The 13256-nt window shown below is 42.3% G+C and carries 20 protein-coding genes and 1 pseudogene; all 21 read left to right on the plus strand.

Annotated features, from left to right (window positions below; translation table 11 throughout):
• A pseudogene (locus tag QVO66_RS09745) lies at window positions 1-204 on the plus strand (ASCH domain-containing protein); the annotation flags it as partial.
• A gap of 175 nt (window positions 205-379) precedes the next feature.
• On the plus strand, window positions 380-1051 hold the full coding sequence (locus QVO66_RS09750; RefSeq protein ID WP_288172789.1) for a phosphoadenosine phosphosulfate reductase domain-containing protein: 672 nt from the start codon (window positions 380-382) through the stop codon (window positions 1049-1051).
• A 2-nt stretch (window positions 1052-1053) separates the two neighbouring features.
• Window positions 1054-1794: a ParB N-terminal domain-containing protein gene (locus QVO66_RS09755; RefSeq protein WP_021855301.1), complete on the plus strand. Its 741-nt coding sequence runs from the start codon at window positions 1054-1056 to the stop codon at window positions 1792-1794.
• Window positions 1794-2306: a hypothetical protein gene (locus tag QVO66_RS09760; protein ID WP_367891083.1), complete on the plus strand. Its 513-nt coding sequence runs from the start codon at window positions 1794-1796 to the stop codon at window positions 2304-2306. Before QVO66_RS09755 ends, QVO66_RS09760 begins: the two co-directional genes overlap by 1 nt.
• Window positions 2296-3576 (plus strand): PBSX family phage terminase large subunit, encoded by a 1281-nt coding sequence (locus QVO66_RS09765; protein WP_021855303.1) that lies wholly within the window; start codon window positions 2296-2298, stop codon window positions 3574-3576. Before QVO66_RS09760 ends, QVO66_RS09765 begins: the two co-directional genes overlap by 11 nt.
• Before the next feature lie 10 nt (window positions 3577-3586).
• Window positions 3587-5101 (plus strand): phage portal protein, encoded by a 1515-nt coding sequence (locus QVO66_RS09770; RefSeq protein ID WP_021855304.1) that lies wholly within the window; start codon window positions 3587-3589, stop codon window positions 5099-5101.
• A 181-nt stretch (window positions 5102-5282) separates the two neighbouring features.
• Window positions 5283-5579 (plus strand): type II toxin-antitoxin system HigB family toxin, encoded by a 297-nt coding sequence (locus tag QVO66_RS09775; RefSeq protein WP_021855305.1) that lies wholly within the window; start codon window positions 5283-5285, stop codon window positions 5577-5579.
• A 72-nt stretch (window positions 5580-5651) separates the two neighbouring features.
• The gene (locus QVO66_RS09780) at window positions 5652-6017 is read left to right on the plus strand and encodes a helix-turn-helix domain-containing protein (RefSeq protein ID WP_021855306.1); all 366 of its coding nucleotides are present in this window, start codon (window positions 5652-5654) and stop codon (window positions 6015-6017) included.
• Between the two features lies 1 nt (window position 6018).
• Window positions 6019-6411 (plus strand): type II toxin-antitoxin system HicB family antitoxin, encoded by a 393-nt coding sequence (locus QVO66_RS09785; RefSeq protein WP_288172791.1) that lies wholly within the window; start codon window positions 6019-6021, stop codon window positions 6409-6411.
• Between the two features lie 2 nt (window positions 6412-6413).
• Window positions 6414-7403: a DUF4062 domain-containing protein gene (locus tag QVO66_RS09790; protein ID WP_021855308.1), complete on the plus strand. Its 990-nt coding sequence runs from the start codon at window positions 6414-6416 to the stop codon at window positions 7401-7403.
• A gap of 167 nt (window positions 7404-7570) precedes the next feature.
• Window positions 7571-8215, plus strand: a complete 645-nt coding sequence (locus QVO66_RS09795; protein ID WP_021855309.1) for a hypothetical protein — start codon at window positions 7571-7573, stop codon at window positions 8213-8215.
• Window positions 8216-8218: 3 nt separating this feature from the next.
• Window positions 8219-9115, plus strand: coding sequence for a head fiber protein (locus tag QVO66_RS09800; RefSeq protein ID WP_021855310.1), 897 nt, complete (start codon window positions 8219-8221; stop codon window positions 9113-9115).
• Between the two features lie 17 nt (window positions 9116-9132).
• Window positions 9133-10215 carry a major capsid protein gene (locus tag QVO66_RS09805; protein ID WP_021855311.1) on the plus strand — a complete coding sequence of 361 codons (1083 nt, stop codon included), beginning with the start codon at window positions 9133-9135 and terminating at the stop codon, window positions 10213-10215.
• Entirely contained in the window at window positions 10212-10526 is a 315-nt protein-coding gene (locus tag QVO66_RS09810; RefSeq protein WP_021855312.1) for a DUF6706 family protein, read from the plus strand. Before QVO66_RS09805 ends, QVO66_RS09810 begins: the two co-directional genes overlap by 4 nt.
• The gene (locus QVO66_RS09815) at window positions 10523-10846 is read left to right on the plus strand and encodes a hypothetical protein (RefSeq protein WP_021855313.1); all 324 of its coding nucleotides are present in this window, start codon (window positions 10523-10525) and stop codon (window positions 10844-10846) included. The genes QVO66_RS09810 and QVO66_RS09815 overlap by 4 nt, the downstream gene beginning before the upstream one ends.
• On the plus strand, window positions 10837-11133 hold the full coding sequence (locus QVO66_RS09820) for an HK97 gp10 family phage protein (RefSeq protein ID WP_021855314.1): 297 nt from the start codon (window positions 10837-10839) through the stop codon (window positions 11131-11133). The genes QVO66_RS09815 and QVO66_RS09820 overlap by 10 nt, the downstream gene beginning before the upstream one ends.
• Window positions 11130-11522, plus strand: a complete 393-nt coding sequence (locus QVO66_RS09825; protein WP_021855315.1) for a hypothetical protein — start codon at window positions 11130-11132, stop codon at window positions 11520-11522. The genes QVO66_RS09820 and QVO66_RS09825 overlap by 4 nt, the downstream gene beginning before the upstream one ends.
• Window positions 11523-11652: 130 nt before the next feature.
• Window positions 11653-12072: a hypothetical protein gene (locus tag QVO66_RS09830; RefSeq protein ID WP_288172792.1), complete on the plus strand. Its 420-nt coding sequence runs from the start codon at window positions 11653-11655 to the stop codon at window positions 12070-12072.
• A 6-nt stretch (window positions 12073-12078) separates the two neighbouring features.
• Window positions 12079-12288: a hypothetical protein gene (locus QVO66_RS13730; RefSeq protein ID WP_441295432.1), complete on the plus strand. Its 210-nt coding sequence runs from the start codon at window positions 12079-12081 to the stop codon at window positions 12286-12288.
• Between the two features lie 54 nt (window positions 12289-12342).
• Window positions 12343-12726: a hypothetical protein gene (locus QVO66_RS09835; RefSeq protein WP_021855317.1), complete on the plus strand. Its 384-nt coding sequence runs from the start codon at window positions 12343-12345 to the stop codon at window positions 12724-12726.
• Window positions 12727-13046: 320 nt separating this feature from the next.
• Window positions 13047-13232, plus strand: a complete 186-nt coding sequence (locus QVO66_RS09840) for a type II toxin-antitoxin system HicA family toxin (RefSeq protein ID WP_021855318.1) — start codon at window positions 13047-13049, stop codon at window positions 13230-13232.
• Window positions 13233-13256 lie beyond the last annotated feature (24 nt).

The raw sequence follows: 13256 nt of genomic DNA on the forward strand, positions 1-13256 counted from the left end.
CAGCCGAGACACTATGATGCTATTCAGTTCTTTGTTGGCTACAACAAAGGCAGAACCAGCGCACTGGTAGAAGTCAAAGACGCAAAGATTGAGCTGTTTGAAGACGAGAATCACAACTTGATTGAATACACCCATCAAGGTGAGATTTATTTGGCAGCACAGGTAGTCTATAACCTTGGCAGAGTGATAGAAAAACATGTTTAATTTAAATTTTACGCTGAGTCAGAGTAAACAGAAGCACATTTTCAACAGGCGGTTATCGTGGCGGCCGTAGAGGCTTGACCACAGAAAATGGAGGTTTGTCGCAACGTGGCAGATTCATCAACCGCAGACAGCAGTATTATAACGTCCGTGTCGGACTTGGTATGAGTGGCGGATAATGACACTGCAAGACAGGACATACAGCTATATTGACCTCGTCAGGCAAAATACTGACGAGGTTATGCTGTTTCTGTCTTTGGGTAAGGATTCTTTGGTCTTGCTGGACATGATCTATCCTAAATTTGACCGGATTGTTTGTGTGTTCATGTACTTCGTCAAAGGCTTAAAACACATTGAGCGATGGATAGGCTGGGTAAAAGCCAAATATCCTAAAATAGAGTTTATTCAGGTGCCACACTGGAACCTGACCTACATTCTTCGTGGCGGTATGTATTGCGTACCCAATCCTAAAGTAAAGCTTCTAAAACTGGCAGATATAGTAAAAGCCATGCAGCTCAGATATGGGATTTATTACACGTTTTTAGGCATGAAGAAGGCCGACGGCATGAACCGCCGCCTGATGCTGAAAGGTTATGAAGCCAACAAGTATGAGAACAATGGCATGTGCTATCCCTTGGCCGACTGGACGCAGAAAGATATCCTGTCATACATGAGACAGAATGGATTGCCTGAACCGGTGAGATATTCACTGAAAGCAAGTTCTGGTGTAGGCTTTAACTTGGATTGCATACTATGGCTGGAGAAGAACTACCCACAAGATTTACAGAAAATATACAAAGTGTTCCCGATGGCTGAGAGGATCATTTGGGAGCATAAACAAAAGCAATAGGCATGGAACTAAGCAAGTACATAAAAAGTGAATCGGTAGAACTTAACCGTTCCGCCATTCACTTTGCGGATTATAATCCCCGGAAGCTATCCGAGGAATCACGAAAAACGTTAAAACGGGGGATCAAGAAATTCGGTTTGGTTGGTGGAATCGTAGTCAACAAGCGGACCGGACTTACTGTTGTGTCTGGGCACCAACGCCTGACGGTTATGGATGAACTTCAAAAATTCCCGGAAAACGACTACAGGCTCCGTGTCGATGTAATTGACGTGGACGAAAAGCAGGAAAAGGAATTGAACATTCTGATGAACAACCCGAACGCGCAAGGAACCTGGGATTTTGACGCTTTGGCTCGACTGGTCCCTGATATTGACTATCAGGATGCAGGACTAACGGCAGCAGACTTGAACATTATCGGTTGTGATTTCCTTCTCCAAACAGAAGAAGAAAACTCCATTGCGGACGCTTTGGAGGATATGATGGCTCCATTAACTGAACAGAAAAAAGCCGAGAAAGCTGCCAAGCAGATGGAAAGAGCCGAAAAGGTGGCACACATGAAGGACGTAAAGCAACAGGTAAAGGAAGCAGCCCAAAAGCAGGCTCAGGATATAGATGCTTACTTGATGCTCTCCTTTGACACATTTGAAGCCAAAGCTGCGTTCTGTGAAAGGTTTGGTTACGATCCTTACGCCAAATTTATCAAAGGCGAAGTATTCGATGAACAGGTAGAAAGGGTTGAATGATTATGAAAAGTGAATCTCGACATAGTAAACATACTGGAAGAAAACCAAAATTTGACTACAAGAGCGAGGAGTTTCTCTCTCAAGTGGAAACGTATGCCAAAAAGGGATTCACAGACAAAGAAATTGCCTTTGCATTAGGGTTGGCTCCCCAGACTTTCTGCGAGAAGAAAAGTGAGTACACTGAATTAGCTGAAGTTTTAGCGCGCGGGCGTGCGACAGTAACAGCCACAGTGCGTGCAAAGTTCCTTGCAATGGCTTTGGGTGGTATCAAAACCAAGAGTACTGTAGTGAGGAAACTGAAAGACCAGAATGGAAACCTAACCGGCGAAGAAGAACTTCAAGTGAGTGAAAGCGAATTGGCTCCCAACCTTCAGGCCATGTCTGTTTGGTTGTATCATCATGACGAAGAGTGGAGAAAGATTGAACGTCGGCAGGATGAGGAAACAGACCTTCACCGCGAGAACGGCATTGACATTGATAAATGGATGGAGGAGAACGAAAGTGAAGATTAAGCCCCAGAAAATATATGCACCACTCTATCACAACAAGGACAAGTTTATTATCCTCGTTACCGGAGGCCGTGGCAGCGGCAAGTCGTTCAATGTGTCCACGTTCATCGAACGATTGCTTTTCGAGGTACGTCACCCTTCGCCTGAAAAACGTATCGTCCATCAGGTTCTGTACACCCGTTACACTATGGTCTCTGCCCATATCTCCGTTATCCCTGAGTTTATGGAGAAGGTGGATTTGGACGGTCACTCCAAGTATTTCAGAAGTACCAAAACGGATGTGAAGAACCTTCGCAGCGGCGGATGTGCCATGTTTCGAGGCATCAAGACATCATCAGGCGTGCAGACAGCCAAGCTGAAATCCATCCACGGCATAACCACATTCGTAGTAGATGAAGCCGAGGAGTGGGTGTCGGAGAAAAAGTTCGAAACCATCATGCTCTCTATTCGCCAAAAAGGAATACAGAACCGCATTATTATTGTGATGAACCCCACGGACTCAAACCATTGGGTCTACAAGCGGTTCATCGAGAACACCCACAAGCTTATGGAGATTGATGGAGTGCAGGTACAAATATCCACCCACCCTAATGTCCTTCATATCCACACGACTTACTTCGATAATCTTGAGAACCTTTCTCCTGAATTCCTAAATGAAGTGCAGGAAATGAAGAAAAAAAATCCTGAGAAGTACGCCCATACTGTCATCGGACGATGGGCAGACGTTGCCGAAGGTGCCGTGTTCAAAAAATGGGGTATCGTGGATGAGTTCCCGATGTGGTGCAAGAAGGTGGCTATCGGACAGGATTTTGGTTATACCAATGACCCCACAGCAGCTATCCGATGCGGAATCATCGACAATGCTCTTTATCTGGATGAAGTGGATTATAGAACCGGATTGCTATCTAGTGATATTATTAAGACTCTTCGCCCCTGGAATCTGAAAGTGATAGCAGACAGTGCAGATCCGCGACTCATTCAGGAAATCAGTAACGGTGGAATCAAGATCTATCCCGTCGAGAAGGGACCAAGATCCATTAACGCAGGTATAGATAAAATGCAAGGCATGGAAATTTTCATCACCAAACGTTCGTACAACCTTCAACGGGAATTTAGGAATTATGTCTGGGCAAAAGATAAGGATGGAAACTATATCAATGAGCCGGAAGACCACGATAACCATGGCATTGACGCTGCGCGGTATTATGTGCTGGGAGAACTTCTAGGCAGGATTATGAAACCGAAAGACATTTCAGGAGTATTTGGACATTAAATTTTAGTATATGAGAACTTTAGAGGAAATTTTAGCGATACCTGAGATAGAGAGAAAAATCTACTATCTGAAGAAAGGAAGAAAAACAGAACATCCCAATGCTCATGCTCTTTATAATGACTGGAATCCTAATAGGCATGAGATAGTGATTGACGAGGAGAAATACCCAAAAATAAAAATCACCACCAAGCCTGAAGAAAGAATAACCGACCCGACAACAGGTAAAGAATACATTGAGCCGGCGGTTAAGAAAGAAGTTGAACCAAATAGAATAGCCCTTCCAATAGAGCAGGACATCGTAAACATTCAGACAGCTTTCACAGTAGGAACAGAGCCGACGCTTGACTGTCAGCCGGACCAGTTAGAAGAAAGTCTTCTTTCAGCTTTGAAACAAGTGTTCAAGAAGAACAAGCTGAAGTATCAGAACAAAAAGGTTGTCAGAGCATGGTTGTCAGAGCAGGAAGTGGCAGAATACTGGTATGTGGTGAAGGACGACGGCTTCTGGGCAAAGCTTAAGCGCAAGGTTGCCGGAATCTTCGGCAAATCAAAACCAGAATATCGCTTGAAGAGTACCATCTGGTCTCCGTTTAGAGGTGACAAGCTCTACCCTTTCTTCAATGACAATGGAGATTTGGTAGCCCTCTCCCGTGAATACAAGAAGAAAGATTTGGATGATGTGGAGATTACCTGCTTTATGACCATCACCAAGGATATGGTTTATCAGTGGGAACTGACAAGTAATTGGACAGACAAAGGATCGTTCGCTCATGGATTCAAGAAACTCCCTGTAATTTACATGTACCGTCCGGAAGCGTATTGTGAAAAGATCAAGAGTCTCCGAGTAAGACTGGAGAAACTTCTTTCCAATTATGCAGACTGTATCGACTACCACTTCTTCCCTATCCTAATGTTATTTGGAGATGTGCAGAATTTCTCTGGTGAATTCAAGAACCGAGTGGTCGAGCTGACCGGACAAGGAGCTAATGCCCAATATCTGACATGGAGTCAGGTCCCGGATACAGTTAAATTCGAGGTTGAGACCTTACTGAGTCAGATTTATGGATTAACCAATACGCCGCATATCTCATTCGACGCGCTGAAAGGTACAGGCAATGCTGTTTCCGGTGTAACTTTCGATTATGTATTTATGTCCACCCATCTGAATGTGGAGAATCTGAACGAAACTGTCGGCGAATTCATGCAACGGCGTGTAAATTTCCTGACTTCCGCTTTAGGCTCAGTTAATACAACTCTTGAAGCAGCCTCCGAGACAATTGATATAGATGTTCAGATGCAGCCATATAAGCTGGAGGACATCAAAGACAAGATTGACACAGCCATCAAAGCCAAAGATGGTGAAATATGGTCGCAGCAACGGGCTATTACTTTTGTGGGGAACGTTGATTCTGTTTTGGACGAGATTGAAGCCATCAAGGAGGAGCAGGAAGAAAAACAGAAGAATGACATTGAGAAACAAAAACAGCTTTCCACTATTAAAATCCCCAATAGTAAACCTGAAGAATAGGATAATTTAATCAGGAAATCATGAGGTTTATATAAAACGAAATTATTAATATCTAAAATACAGATTAGTTGAATAGCGATATCTTTCGAGACATCGCTATTTTTATTATAAATTTTAGAATTTAATTTTGAAAAATAGAATTTTATTCTTATCTTTGCAATATGATAATTGAGTGAATCAAATGAGAATATTTACAGAACAGGCTATAAAAGAATATGCAGAAGCGCATCCTGATGCAAAGGCCGCTTTGCAAGAATGGACTTCTATTGTCAAGAGAAGCAAATGGACATGCTTTGCTGATGTAAAAAAGACCTTCAATAGTGTTGATAATGTTGGCAACCAACATTACGTCTTCAACATTAAAGGTAATAATTACAGACTGATTGTAGTGATAAAATTCACTATAAAATTCGTTTATATTCGTTTTATTGGCACTCATGCAGAATATGATAAAATAGCTGATTGCTCTAAAATATAATAAATAGAGAGAATCTTTGCTTGATTGATTCGATTTTTAATACTGATTATTACTACTAAGATTTATACTGATATGACTAAGATAGAAACAAAAGCTCAATATGATTGGGCAGTGAAAAGGGTTGAGGAATTGCTTCCATTGGTTACAGACGAGACCCCTCTTGATGACCCGAACAGCATAGAGTTGGAACTGCTTTCCAATCTTGTTGCCGACTATTCGGAAGAACATTTTGCATTAGGGGAACCTTCACTTGTTGATGTTCTTAAACTCCGTATGTATGAAATGGGACTTACCCAAAAAGCATTGGCCAAACTGATTGGTGTTAGCCCTTCCCGTTTGAGTGATTATATTTCCGGTAAATGTGAGCCAACATTAAAGGTAGCGCGTGAAATTAGCCATAAACTGAATATTGATGCAAATATTGTGCTTGGCGTTTGATATGAGAACTGTAGAAGTGATTGTCGAACATGCTGGGAATAATCTCAGTGCTTACATTGAAGATGCTCCAGTTATTACGGTCGGTAATAACATAAGGGAAATTGAGGAGAACATGAAGGAAGCCATAGACTTGTATTTGGAGGACAATCCGAACCCTTGTGAGGTTCTCAAAGGAGAGTTTACTCTGAAGTTCAAGATAGATGCAGCCACTTTCATTAATTATTACAGCAGCATCTTTACCAAAGCCGCATTGAGTCGGATAACAGGAATTAACGAACGCCAGTTATGGCACTATGCGGCTGGAGTACACAAGCCCCGTAAACAGCAGTTGGAGAAGATCCAAAAAGGTATTAATGCGTTGACAGAGGAACTGGCAGCTATAAATTTGTTGTGATTATGGATAAGAAGTATCAGGTTTTCGTTAGTTCTACTTACCAAGATTTAATTGAGGAAAGACAGAAAGTCATAGAAGCATTAATTAGTAAGAATTGCTTTCCCGTTGGTATGGAATACTTTCCAGCAGCAAGTGAAGAACAGTTTGCTGTTATAAAGAAACTTATAGATAGATGCGATTATTATATTCTAATTCTTGGAGGTCGTTATGGATCTATAGAACCAAAGACTGGGAAAAGTTACACACAGTTAGAATATGAATATGCTTTAAACAATAATATTCCTGTTGCTGCATTCTATCATAAAGCCATTGGTGATTTATCGTATGATAAGGTTGAACAGACAGATGAAGGTAAGCATAAATATGATGAATTCAAAAAGTTAGTGCAAAACAATTTATGTAAATCTTGGGGAGAAGCTTATGAATTAGCATTTAAAGTCAATTCCACTCTTGATTTTATGTTTGAGAATTATCCTCGAACAGGATGGGTAAAAGCAGATGAAATTTCTTCAGCAGAAGCGAACAGGGAACTTATTACTCTCCGTAAGGAGAATGATTTATTGAAGGCTAAAATCAGTGCATTAAGTTCTCAAGTTCCTAAAGGAACGGAAGAATATCAACAAGGTAACGATAAATTTACCATTAGATATGGTAGCTTTTGGGAACATTTTAAAAGCTTGGAAAATATAGATGGTGAGTATGAAGAAAAAGAATATAAAAGTGAATTCTCATGGAATCATATTTTTTTATCTATTGCTACTACTTTATTACAACCTGTTAGTGAACAAACTATACAATCTACATTAGAAAAACAACTTTTGGGTGAAAATTATTACATAAATAAAGAAGATTTTCAAACGATATTGATCCAATTAATGGCTTTAAAACTAATTACTAGTGATACGATAAAGTATGAGGGCGTAGGAACTTTTTGGACGATAACTGAATATGGGAAAAAGCTTATGGTCCAACTTTTGGCTTTAAAAAAATAGCATTTGTAATAATTAAAATAAGCGTGATTACTCCGGTAGTCACGCTTTCTTTTTACCCAAAAACGAACATTTCCCAAATTGTTTCGTATCGTTAGCCTTAAAATTTCCCCTTCTTTTTTTCTATAAGTAAATTTACCGTATGAAATTATTAATCAAACTCATACGGTATGACAATCTTTGAACAAATCCTGGCAGGACTGCAACAGAAATTCGCTGGGGTGGATACTGCCACACTTACCCGTATAGCTACGAAAAAGGCTGAGGGTGTAACGGACGAAACGAAGGTAACCTCTATTGTTGAGGGTATTTCATTTCAGGACGTGATGCAAAATTATGGTGATTTCCGTGCAGGACAGGCACAGACTTCCGCTGTTTCAAACTACGAGAAGAAGCATAGACTGAAAGACGGAAAACCAATCGAGGACCCGGAAGAAAAGAAAGACGAAAAGAAAGATGAGAAAAAAGACGAAGTTCCTGCATGGGCTCAAGCTCTAATTGATTCCAATAAAAGTCTTTCTGAAAAACTGTCTGCATACGAAGCAGAAAAAGCGCAGGCGCAGCGCAATTCTCAGATTTCGGAGGTAGCAAAAAAGTACGGTATTCCCGAATTTATGCTGAAGGACCGCAACATTCCAGAGAACACGGACTTGGACACTTATTTCAAGGACATGAAACAGGATATGTCTAACAGCGGCTTCAAATTCGCACAAGCCCCTGAAACTGCAGAACAAAAGCAGGATAAGGAAGCAAGCGAGTTCGCCAAAATGATTGAGGCGGACACAAAATCTATTGTCGAACAAAAAAACAAGTAATTTATGGCAGCAGGATTTAAGTATAACATTGAGCCGGAACCGTCAATCGAGGAACGTTATGATGTTTCTACAGGTGTAAGACGCAGAGGCCCTTATAAGCTGGACACGACCAACCTTGTTGTTGGCTCGTTTTTACCATCCTTTACACCTATTGCCGCTGACCTGGTGAAGAAAACAGCCCAGGTGGCAATCCGTGTAGAAGTATATGAGAAGTTCACGACAGGCTCCAATACCACGTTGAAGATTAAGAAAAACTCTTTGGCTTACAAAGGTATGCATCTTGGTAACGGTGCACATGGAGCAACCATTAACGACATTGACAAATCAGACAAAGCCTTCGATAAACTGACGTTGGCTGCCGACTTCGGCGAAACTTTAGAGGCCGGCACAATACTTTATGAAGCTACAGAAGTTAGCGGTACTACACCTAAAGTTATTGCAAACTCCGCCTTGTATGAGAGGAAACAAGTAGAGAATGGCATTGTACTGGTTGCCCTTTTGATGCGTGCGTTTGAAATAGAACCTACCAAGTTAGCCATGCCATTCTCAGACATCGATAAGGCTAACATGCCGCATTTCCAGTTCAACGCTGCAGGTGTTCAGTCACCAGCTGGTGTTTCATATGAACTGCCTGAAGCTTCGGATTCCGTAATGGGAGGAATTCAGTTAGGATTTACCCAAAGCGGAAAGAAATATCCGGTGGCATTGGAAGGCGGTAAAGCTTATGTCGAAGTTCCGTGGACAGACAATAACACTACCTATCAGGCAGCTAACTCAAGCACCTTGGGACTGGTAAAACAGGGTGCAAAAGTTGATGATGCTGCAGGCGGAGATGAAAAAGACAAAATTAATGCTCTTCTTGCATCATTGAGAGCAGCTGGTATTATAGCAAGTAAATAAAAAAGGAGAACAAAGATATGATGCTAACTATTTATACACTGTTTAACGATCCTAATATCGTAAGTGCCGTTATCCAACGCGTCCTTCAGACTCGTAAGGATACAATCTATTGGCAGCAGTACCTGGACTTCCGTAGAACGACAACTCGTGTGTTCAAAGACTATATTGGTCAGGTTACTGGCGTGATGGCCGGTTCTATCAACTCACGCTACGGGGAGAAACCTATCCGTGAGCGCAGGAACATCGGTTCTGGATATGGTGAGATAGCCTATTTAGGTGACCGTTACCAGATTTCCATTGACCGCTTGTCTGAACTGCAGGACTTGGTTGACAAGTTCAATGCCGCAAAGGCTGCCGACCAAGTTGCCGCCATGCAGGACATCGTGAATTTCATCTACGATGACTATCGTCAGGTACTCCTTGCCGCACATAAGCGCATGGACATCGTTGTCGGTTCATTGCTGATGACAGGTAAGGCTCAAGTGAAAAACAAGGACGACAATGCCGGAGGAATCGACCTGCTGGATATCGAACTTCCGTTCAAGTTCATTACCCCCGAAGCCGGAGCGAAGGCCAACTTCATCACATACCTGCAGCAGCAGATTAATGAATTGAAGGCCACTTACGGCAACTTCCCGAAGATGATTATGTCACGAGGAACATTCGTGAAAAATATTATCGGTTCGAGTGAGTTCGGTGATAAGTTCAAGATGCAGCTTACCGGTAACGAGATGTATATGTCAACCGGATTGATTACCTCTCAACTGGCTTCCACCGTCTTTACTGGTATTGGCCTGCCGGCTATTGAAATCAAGGAAGATTATGTTCTTGACCAGTCTGGCAAGAACGTGCAGATTTACGCCGATGACCATATTACACTGCTTCCTCAGGATAAGGTTGGTTACATGCGTTTCCACACTCCTTACGAAGCTGTTGACGGTGTACCGGGCCGCAACTATACTCAGGCTGACGGTGATATGCTCATCTCCGGTTACAAGGATGGCAACGGCCGTTATCTGGAATACACCGCGGAGTGGATTCCGCAGATTGCGAACCCGAACCAGATTGTGAACATCGACTTGACAACAATGAACGCATGACAGTAAAAGACTACATATCACAGAAGTTTCAGACCTTCGGCATCAACTTGTCGGAGGCTGACCTTTTGGAGATAAGTCTGTCTTCAGGAATAAGCGGAGAGGATGAGATGGACCAGTCAAACATCGGTCTCGTGTCGGTAGCTATGGCGAAGTTCATCCCCTCTCTATTACTTAGAGCCACTTCAATCAGCGAAAACGGTTTCTCTATGTCCTGGAATACTCAGGGCTTGAAGGAATACTATTCTTTCTTGTGTAAGAAGTACGGACTTGAAGACACGCTGTCAGATAAGCCTAAAGTCAGATTCCTATGATATTTGCTCCACATACATTACAGGTTAAGGTCTTTACTCCGATGAAAACAGACGAGTTCGGCCGGCCCATTCCCGGAACCGGTGAAGAAAGCTGGCAGGAAATATGTCGGTGCCGGTGTGACGATAACTCCACAAAGGAGTTTACCTCGGAGAATGGCGAGGTGTACCGACCGAACTATCATGTAGTCTGTGAGAAAAGAATCTCACTGAAGGCTGGTGATGAAGTAAGGTGTATGGACGGTGAGAATGTCAGGGGAACTGGCAAGGTTTACATGGTGAAAAATACAAATTATTTTAGTTACTCAGAAATATGGATGTAAAGTTTGATTTTTCGGATGTGGACAGATTCTTCCAGCAAGGTTATGCCGAGGTGAAAGCCGTTGAAGAGAAGGTCGGCAAAGAAGCTGTCGATTATGCAGTGGAACATGGCAGCTATCAGAACCGGACCGGTACGCTCCGCAAGTCAAACAAATATTCAGTTCAGGATGATGGTCTGGAGTTAAGGAATGAAGCCGAATACGCTTCTTTCGTAGAATCCAAAGGATACGAAGTCCTGACTGGTGCAGCCCTATATGCTGAGAAACGATTGAAGGAGGAAATAAAATGATAGTAACTACCGACATCGCGAACATACTTTACCGTGATTGTCAGACTTTCGGCATATCCATCGTCCCTCACGGAAAGAAGCTGACTGGCGAATTGAAGTCTGAAAGGATTGTAATTCACGCTAAAAAGCAGCAGCCAGAGACATACTGGAAGAAGTCTTTCGTAGAAGTGAACCTTTGCGTTCCTGACTTAAAAGAAGGCGAAGCCAATACAATACGTCTGAACGAGCTGGAGAAACAGGCGCAAGAAATGTTTGACGGTGTGACCGGACGCTATGACGGTACAACCTATCATTATTCCATCGACACAATCGGAACAGAGGAGGACACAGCATTAAAGTGTCATTATGTAAATGTAAGAATTTTATTTGAAGTTTTAAATGTAAAATAATATGGCAGAAGCAAAGAAAATTACAGCCGCTAATATCAAGAAACTTTGGTATGGCGAGACAAGTGCTATCACAGAAGATTTAACAGGACAAGCCTTGCATACTCTTTTGCAGGGTGAAACCTTGAAAGAAGTGAAAAATATCCATCAGGACACATGGACTATTGAAGAAGCGGAGGCAAGCCGTACAAACTACAAGAACCAGCTCACTGGTCAGGTTTATCGTAGTGACAAGGAGATGGGCGATGTAACCGTCAACTTCACTATTGGTGAATACGACTATCCAACCAAGAAAGACCTCATGGGCGGCGATGTCATCAATACCGACAAGGGATGGAAACGAGCGAGAGGTAAGGTGAATATTGAGAAATTGCTTGTTGCTTTGACTGATGATGACCAGTATTGCGTCGTTCCACGCGCTGACATCGGCGCCCGTGAAGCGACAACGGATAAGGCCATCGGTATTCCTGTAAGTGCCGTAGAATTGGAACCGAAAGATTCTAATATTGCTCCAGAATACTGGTTCGATGCGGAAGAGGTTAAAGAAGCATGAACTGATGTGAAGGTCATAGCGACGCCTTCTGATGCGACAGTAAAGCTGGATGGGCAAACGGTCAAGTCCAAGAGGGTGAAATCTGGGACATCCGTTTCTTATGAAGTGTCAAAGGCCGGCTATACCACTCAGTCAGGAAGCATACCAACCTCTCTGTCTGATGCCTTCAAGACTATAGAAAAGGAAATTACTCTCATTCAAGAAGGTGGCGGTTAGTTTTCAGAATGTTTAACGGGTGTGGCTTCGGCTTCACCCTTTTTCTTTTAAGATATGAACAAAGGAGCAAGAATAATATCAGAATCCATTATCGGCAGTGATTTCAGAACAGTATTTGTAGCCGGGAAAGTTTACACGGTCTACCCTCCTACTATACATAAATTGGCCGGAGCTATATCCTATCTGTCTGGAGTTCAAGAAGCAGACAATTTGAAAGATGTTCTGCTCTCCTTGGGAAAAAGCGAGGCTTACAGCAAAGCTCTTTCCTGGCTGATAGCTGGTGACGAAAGTTTAAGTGAAGAACTAGCAAAAGGAACATATGAAGAGAATGTGAACGCATTGGATGAAGCACTATCTATGATTGACTCAAAGGTTTTTCTCAAAGCTGCCAGCTTGGCGAAGAACGTAAGCCTGCTGGCAGCGAAACCGAAGTTGTAGGAAATGACACTCTCTTAGGACAGATCGCATCGTTCATGGAAAATCTGCATCTGACATACCGGGAAGTGGTATATGAAATACCATACAGAAACTTAGTATTAATGCAGCGTGACAAGCTCCATACCGTTACCGGGACGAAGGTTACAAAGGTGAAGGGTAAGGATATGGCCTCACGAAGAAGAAGAAACAGAAAATAGATTATGGCAATATTAGACAAGATGTTAAAAGTAACAAAAATGTTACTTTTTAAGTCTGTGTTATTTGCAGAGAAGTAACAAAAATGTTACCTTTGCATTGTCAATTAATAGTTCTTTGATTTTATGAAGTTTTCAGAGTTTTACAAATTGATTGAGTCAGCAGGCTGGACAATCGAGAAAGGGAAAAAACATCACAAGTATGTTCATCCCGACTTTGACTACTTTATCCCTGTGGGCAGACATCCGTCCAAAGAGATACCTAAAGGTACTCTTGACAGCATGATGAAGAAAGCAGGGTTGAAGAAGTGAAAGGACGGCACCCACTTCGGTGGG

This window comes from Prevotella sp. CAG:255 (assembly GCF_000431195.1).
In the GTDB taxonomy this organism is placed as follows: Bacteria; Bacteroidota; Bacteroidia; order Bacteroidales; family Bacteroidaceae; genus Prevotella; species Prevotella rara.

What these genes read in the sequence shown, in the direction of transcription:
- QVO66_RS09750 (WP_288172789.1), top strand. Translation starts at nt 380, where the DNA reads ATGACACTGCAAGACAGGACATACAGCTATATTGACCTCGTCAGGCAA.
- QVO66_RS09755 (WP_021855301.1), top strand. Translation starts at nt 1,054, where the DNA reads ATGGAACTAAGCAAGTACATAAAAAGTGAATCGGTAGAACTTAACCGT.
- QVO66_RS09770 (WP_021855304.1), top strand. Translation starts at nt 3,587, where the DNA reads ATGAGAACTTTAGAGGAAATTTTAGCGATACCTGAGATAGAGAGAAAA.
- QVO66_RS09775 (WP_021855305.1), top strand. Translation starts at nt 5,283, where the DNA reads ATGAGAATATTTACAGAACAGGCTATAAAAGAATATGCAGAAGCGCAT.
- QVO66_RS09780 (WP_021855306.1), top strand. Translation starts at nt 5,652, where the DNA reads ATGACTAAGATAGAAACAAAAGCTCAATATGATTGGGCAGTGAAAAGG.
- QVO66_RS09785 (WP_288172791.1), top strand. Translation starts at nt 6,019, where the DNA reads ATGAGAACTGTAGAAGTGATTGTCGAACATGCTGGGAATAATCTCAGT.
- QVO66_RS09790 (WP_021855308.1), top strand. Translation starts at nt 6,414, where the DNA reads ATGGATAAGAAGTATCAGGTTTTCGTTAGTTCTACTTACCAAGATTTA.
- QVO66_RS09795 (WP_021855309.1), top strand. Translation starts at nt 7,571, where the DNA reads ATGACAATCTTTGAACAAATCCTGGCAGGACTGCAACAGAAATTCGCT.
- QVO66_RS09800 (WP_021855310.1), top strand. Translation starts at nt 8,219, where the DNA reads ATGGCAGCAGGATTTAAGTATAACATTGAGCCGGAACCGTCAATCGAG.
- QVO66_RS09805 (WP_021855311.1), top strand. Translation starts at nt 9,133, where the DNA reads ATGATGCTAACTATTTATACACTGTTTAACGATCCTAATATCGTAAGT.
- QVO66_RS09810 (WP_021855312.1), top strand. Translation starts at nt 10,212, where the DNA reads ATGACAGTAAAAGACTACATATCACAGAAGTTTCAGACCTTCGGCATC.
- QVO66_RS09815 (WP_021855313.1), top strand. Translation starts at nt 10,523, where the DNA reads ATGATATTTGCTCCACATACATTACAGGTTAAGGTCTTTACTCCGATG.
- QVO66_RS09820 (WP_021855314.1), top strand. Translation starts at nt 10,837, where the DNA reads ATGGATGTAAAGTTTGATTTTTCGGATGTGGACAGATTCTTCCAGCAA.
- QVO66_RS09825 (WP_021855315.1), top strand. Translation starts at nt 11,130, where the DNA reads ATGATAGTAACTACCGACATCGCGAACATACTTTACCGTGATTGTCAG.
- QVO66_RS09835 (WP_021855317.1), top strand. Translation starts at nt 12,343, where the DNA reads ATGAACAAAGGAGCAAGAATAATATCAGAATCCATTATCGGCAGTGAT.
- QVO66_RS09840 (WP_021855318.1), top strand. Translation starts at nt 13,047, where the DNA reads ATGAAGTTTTCAGAGTTTTACAAATTGATTGAGTCAGCAGGCTGGACA.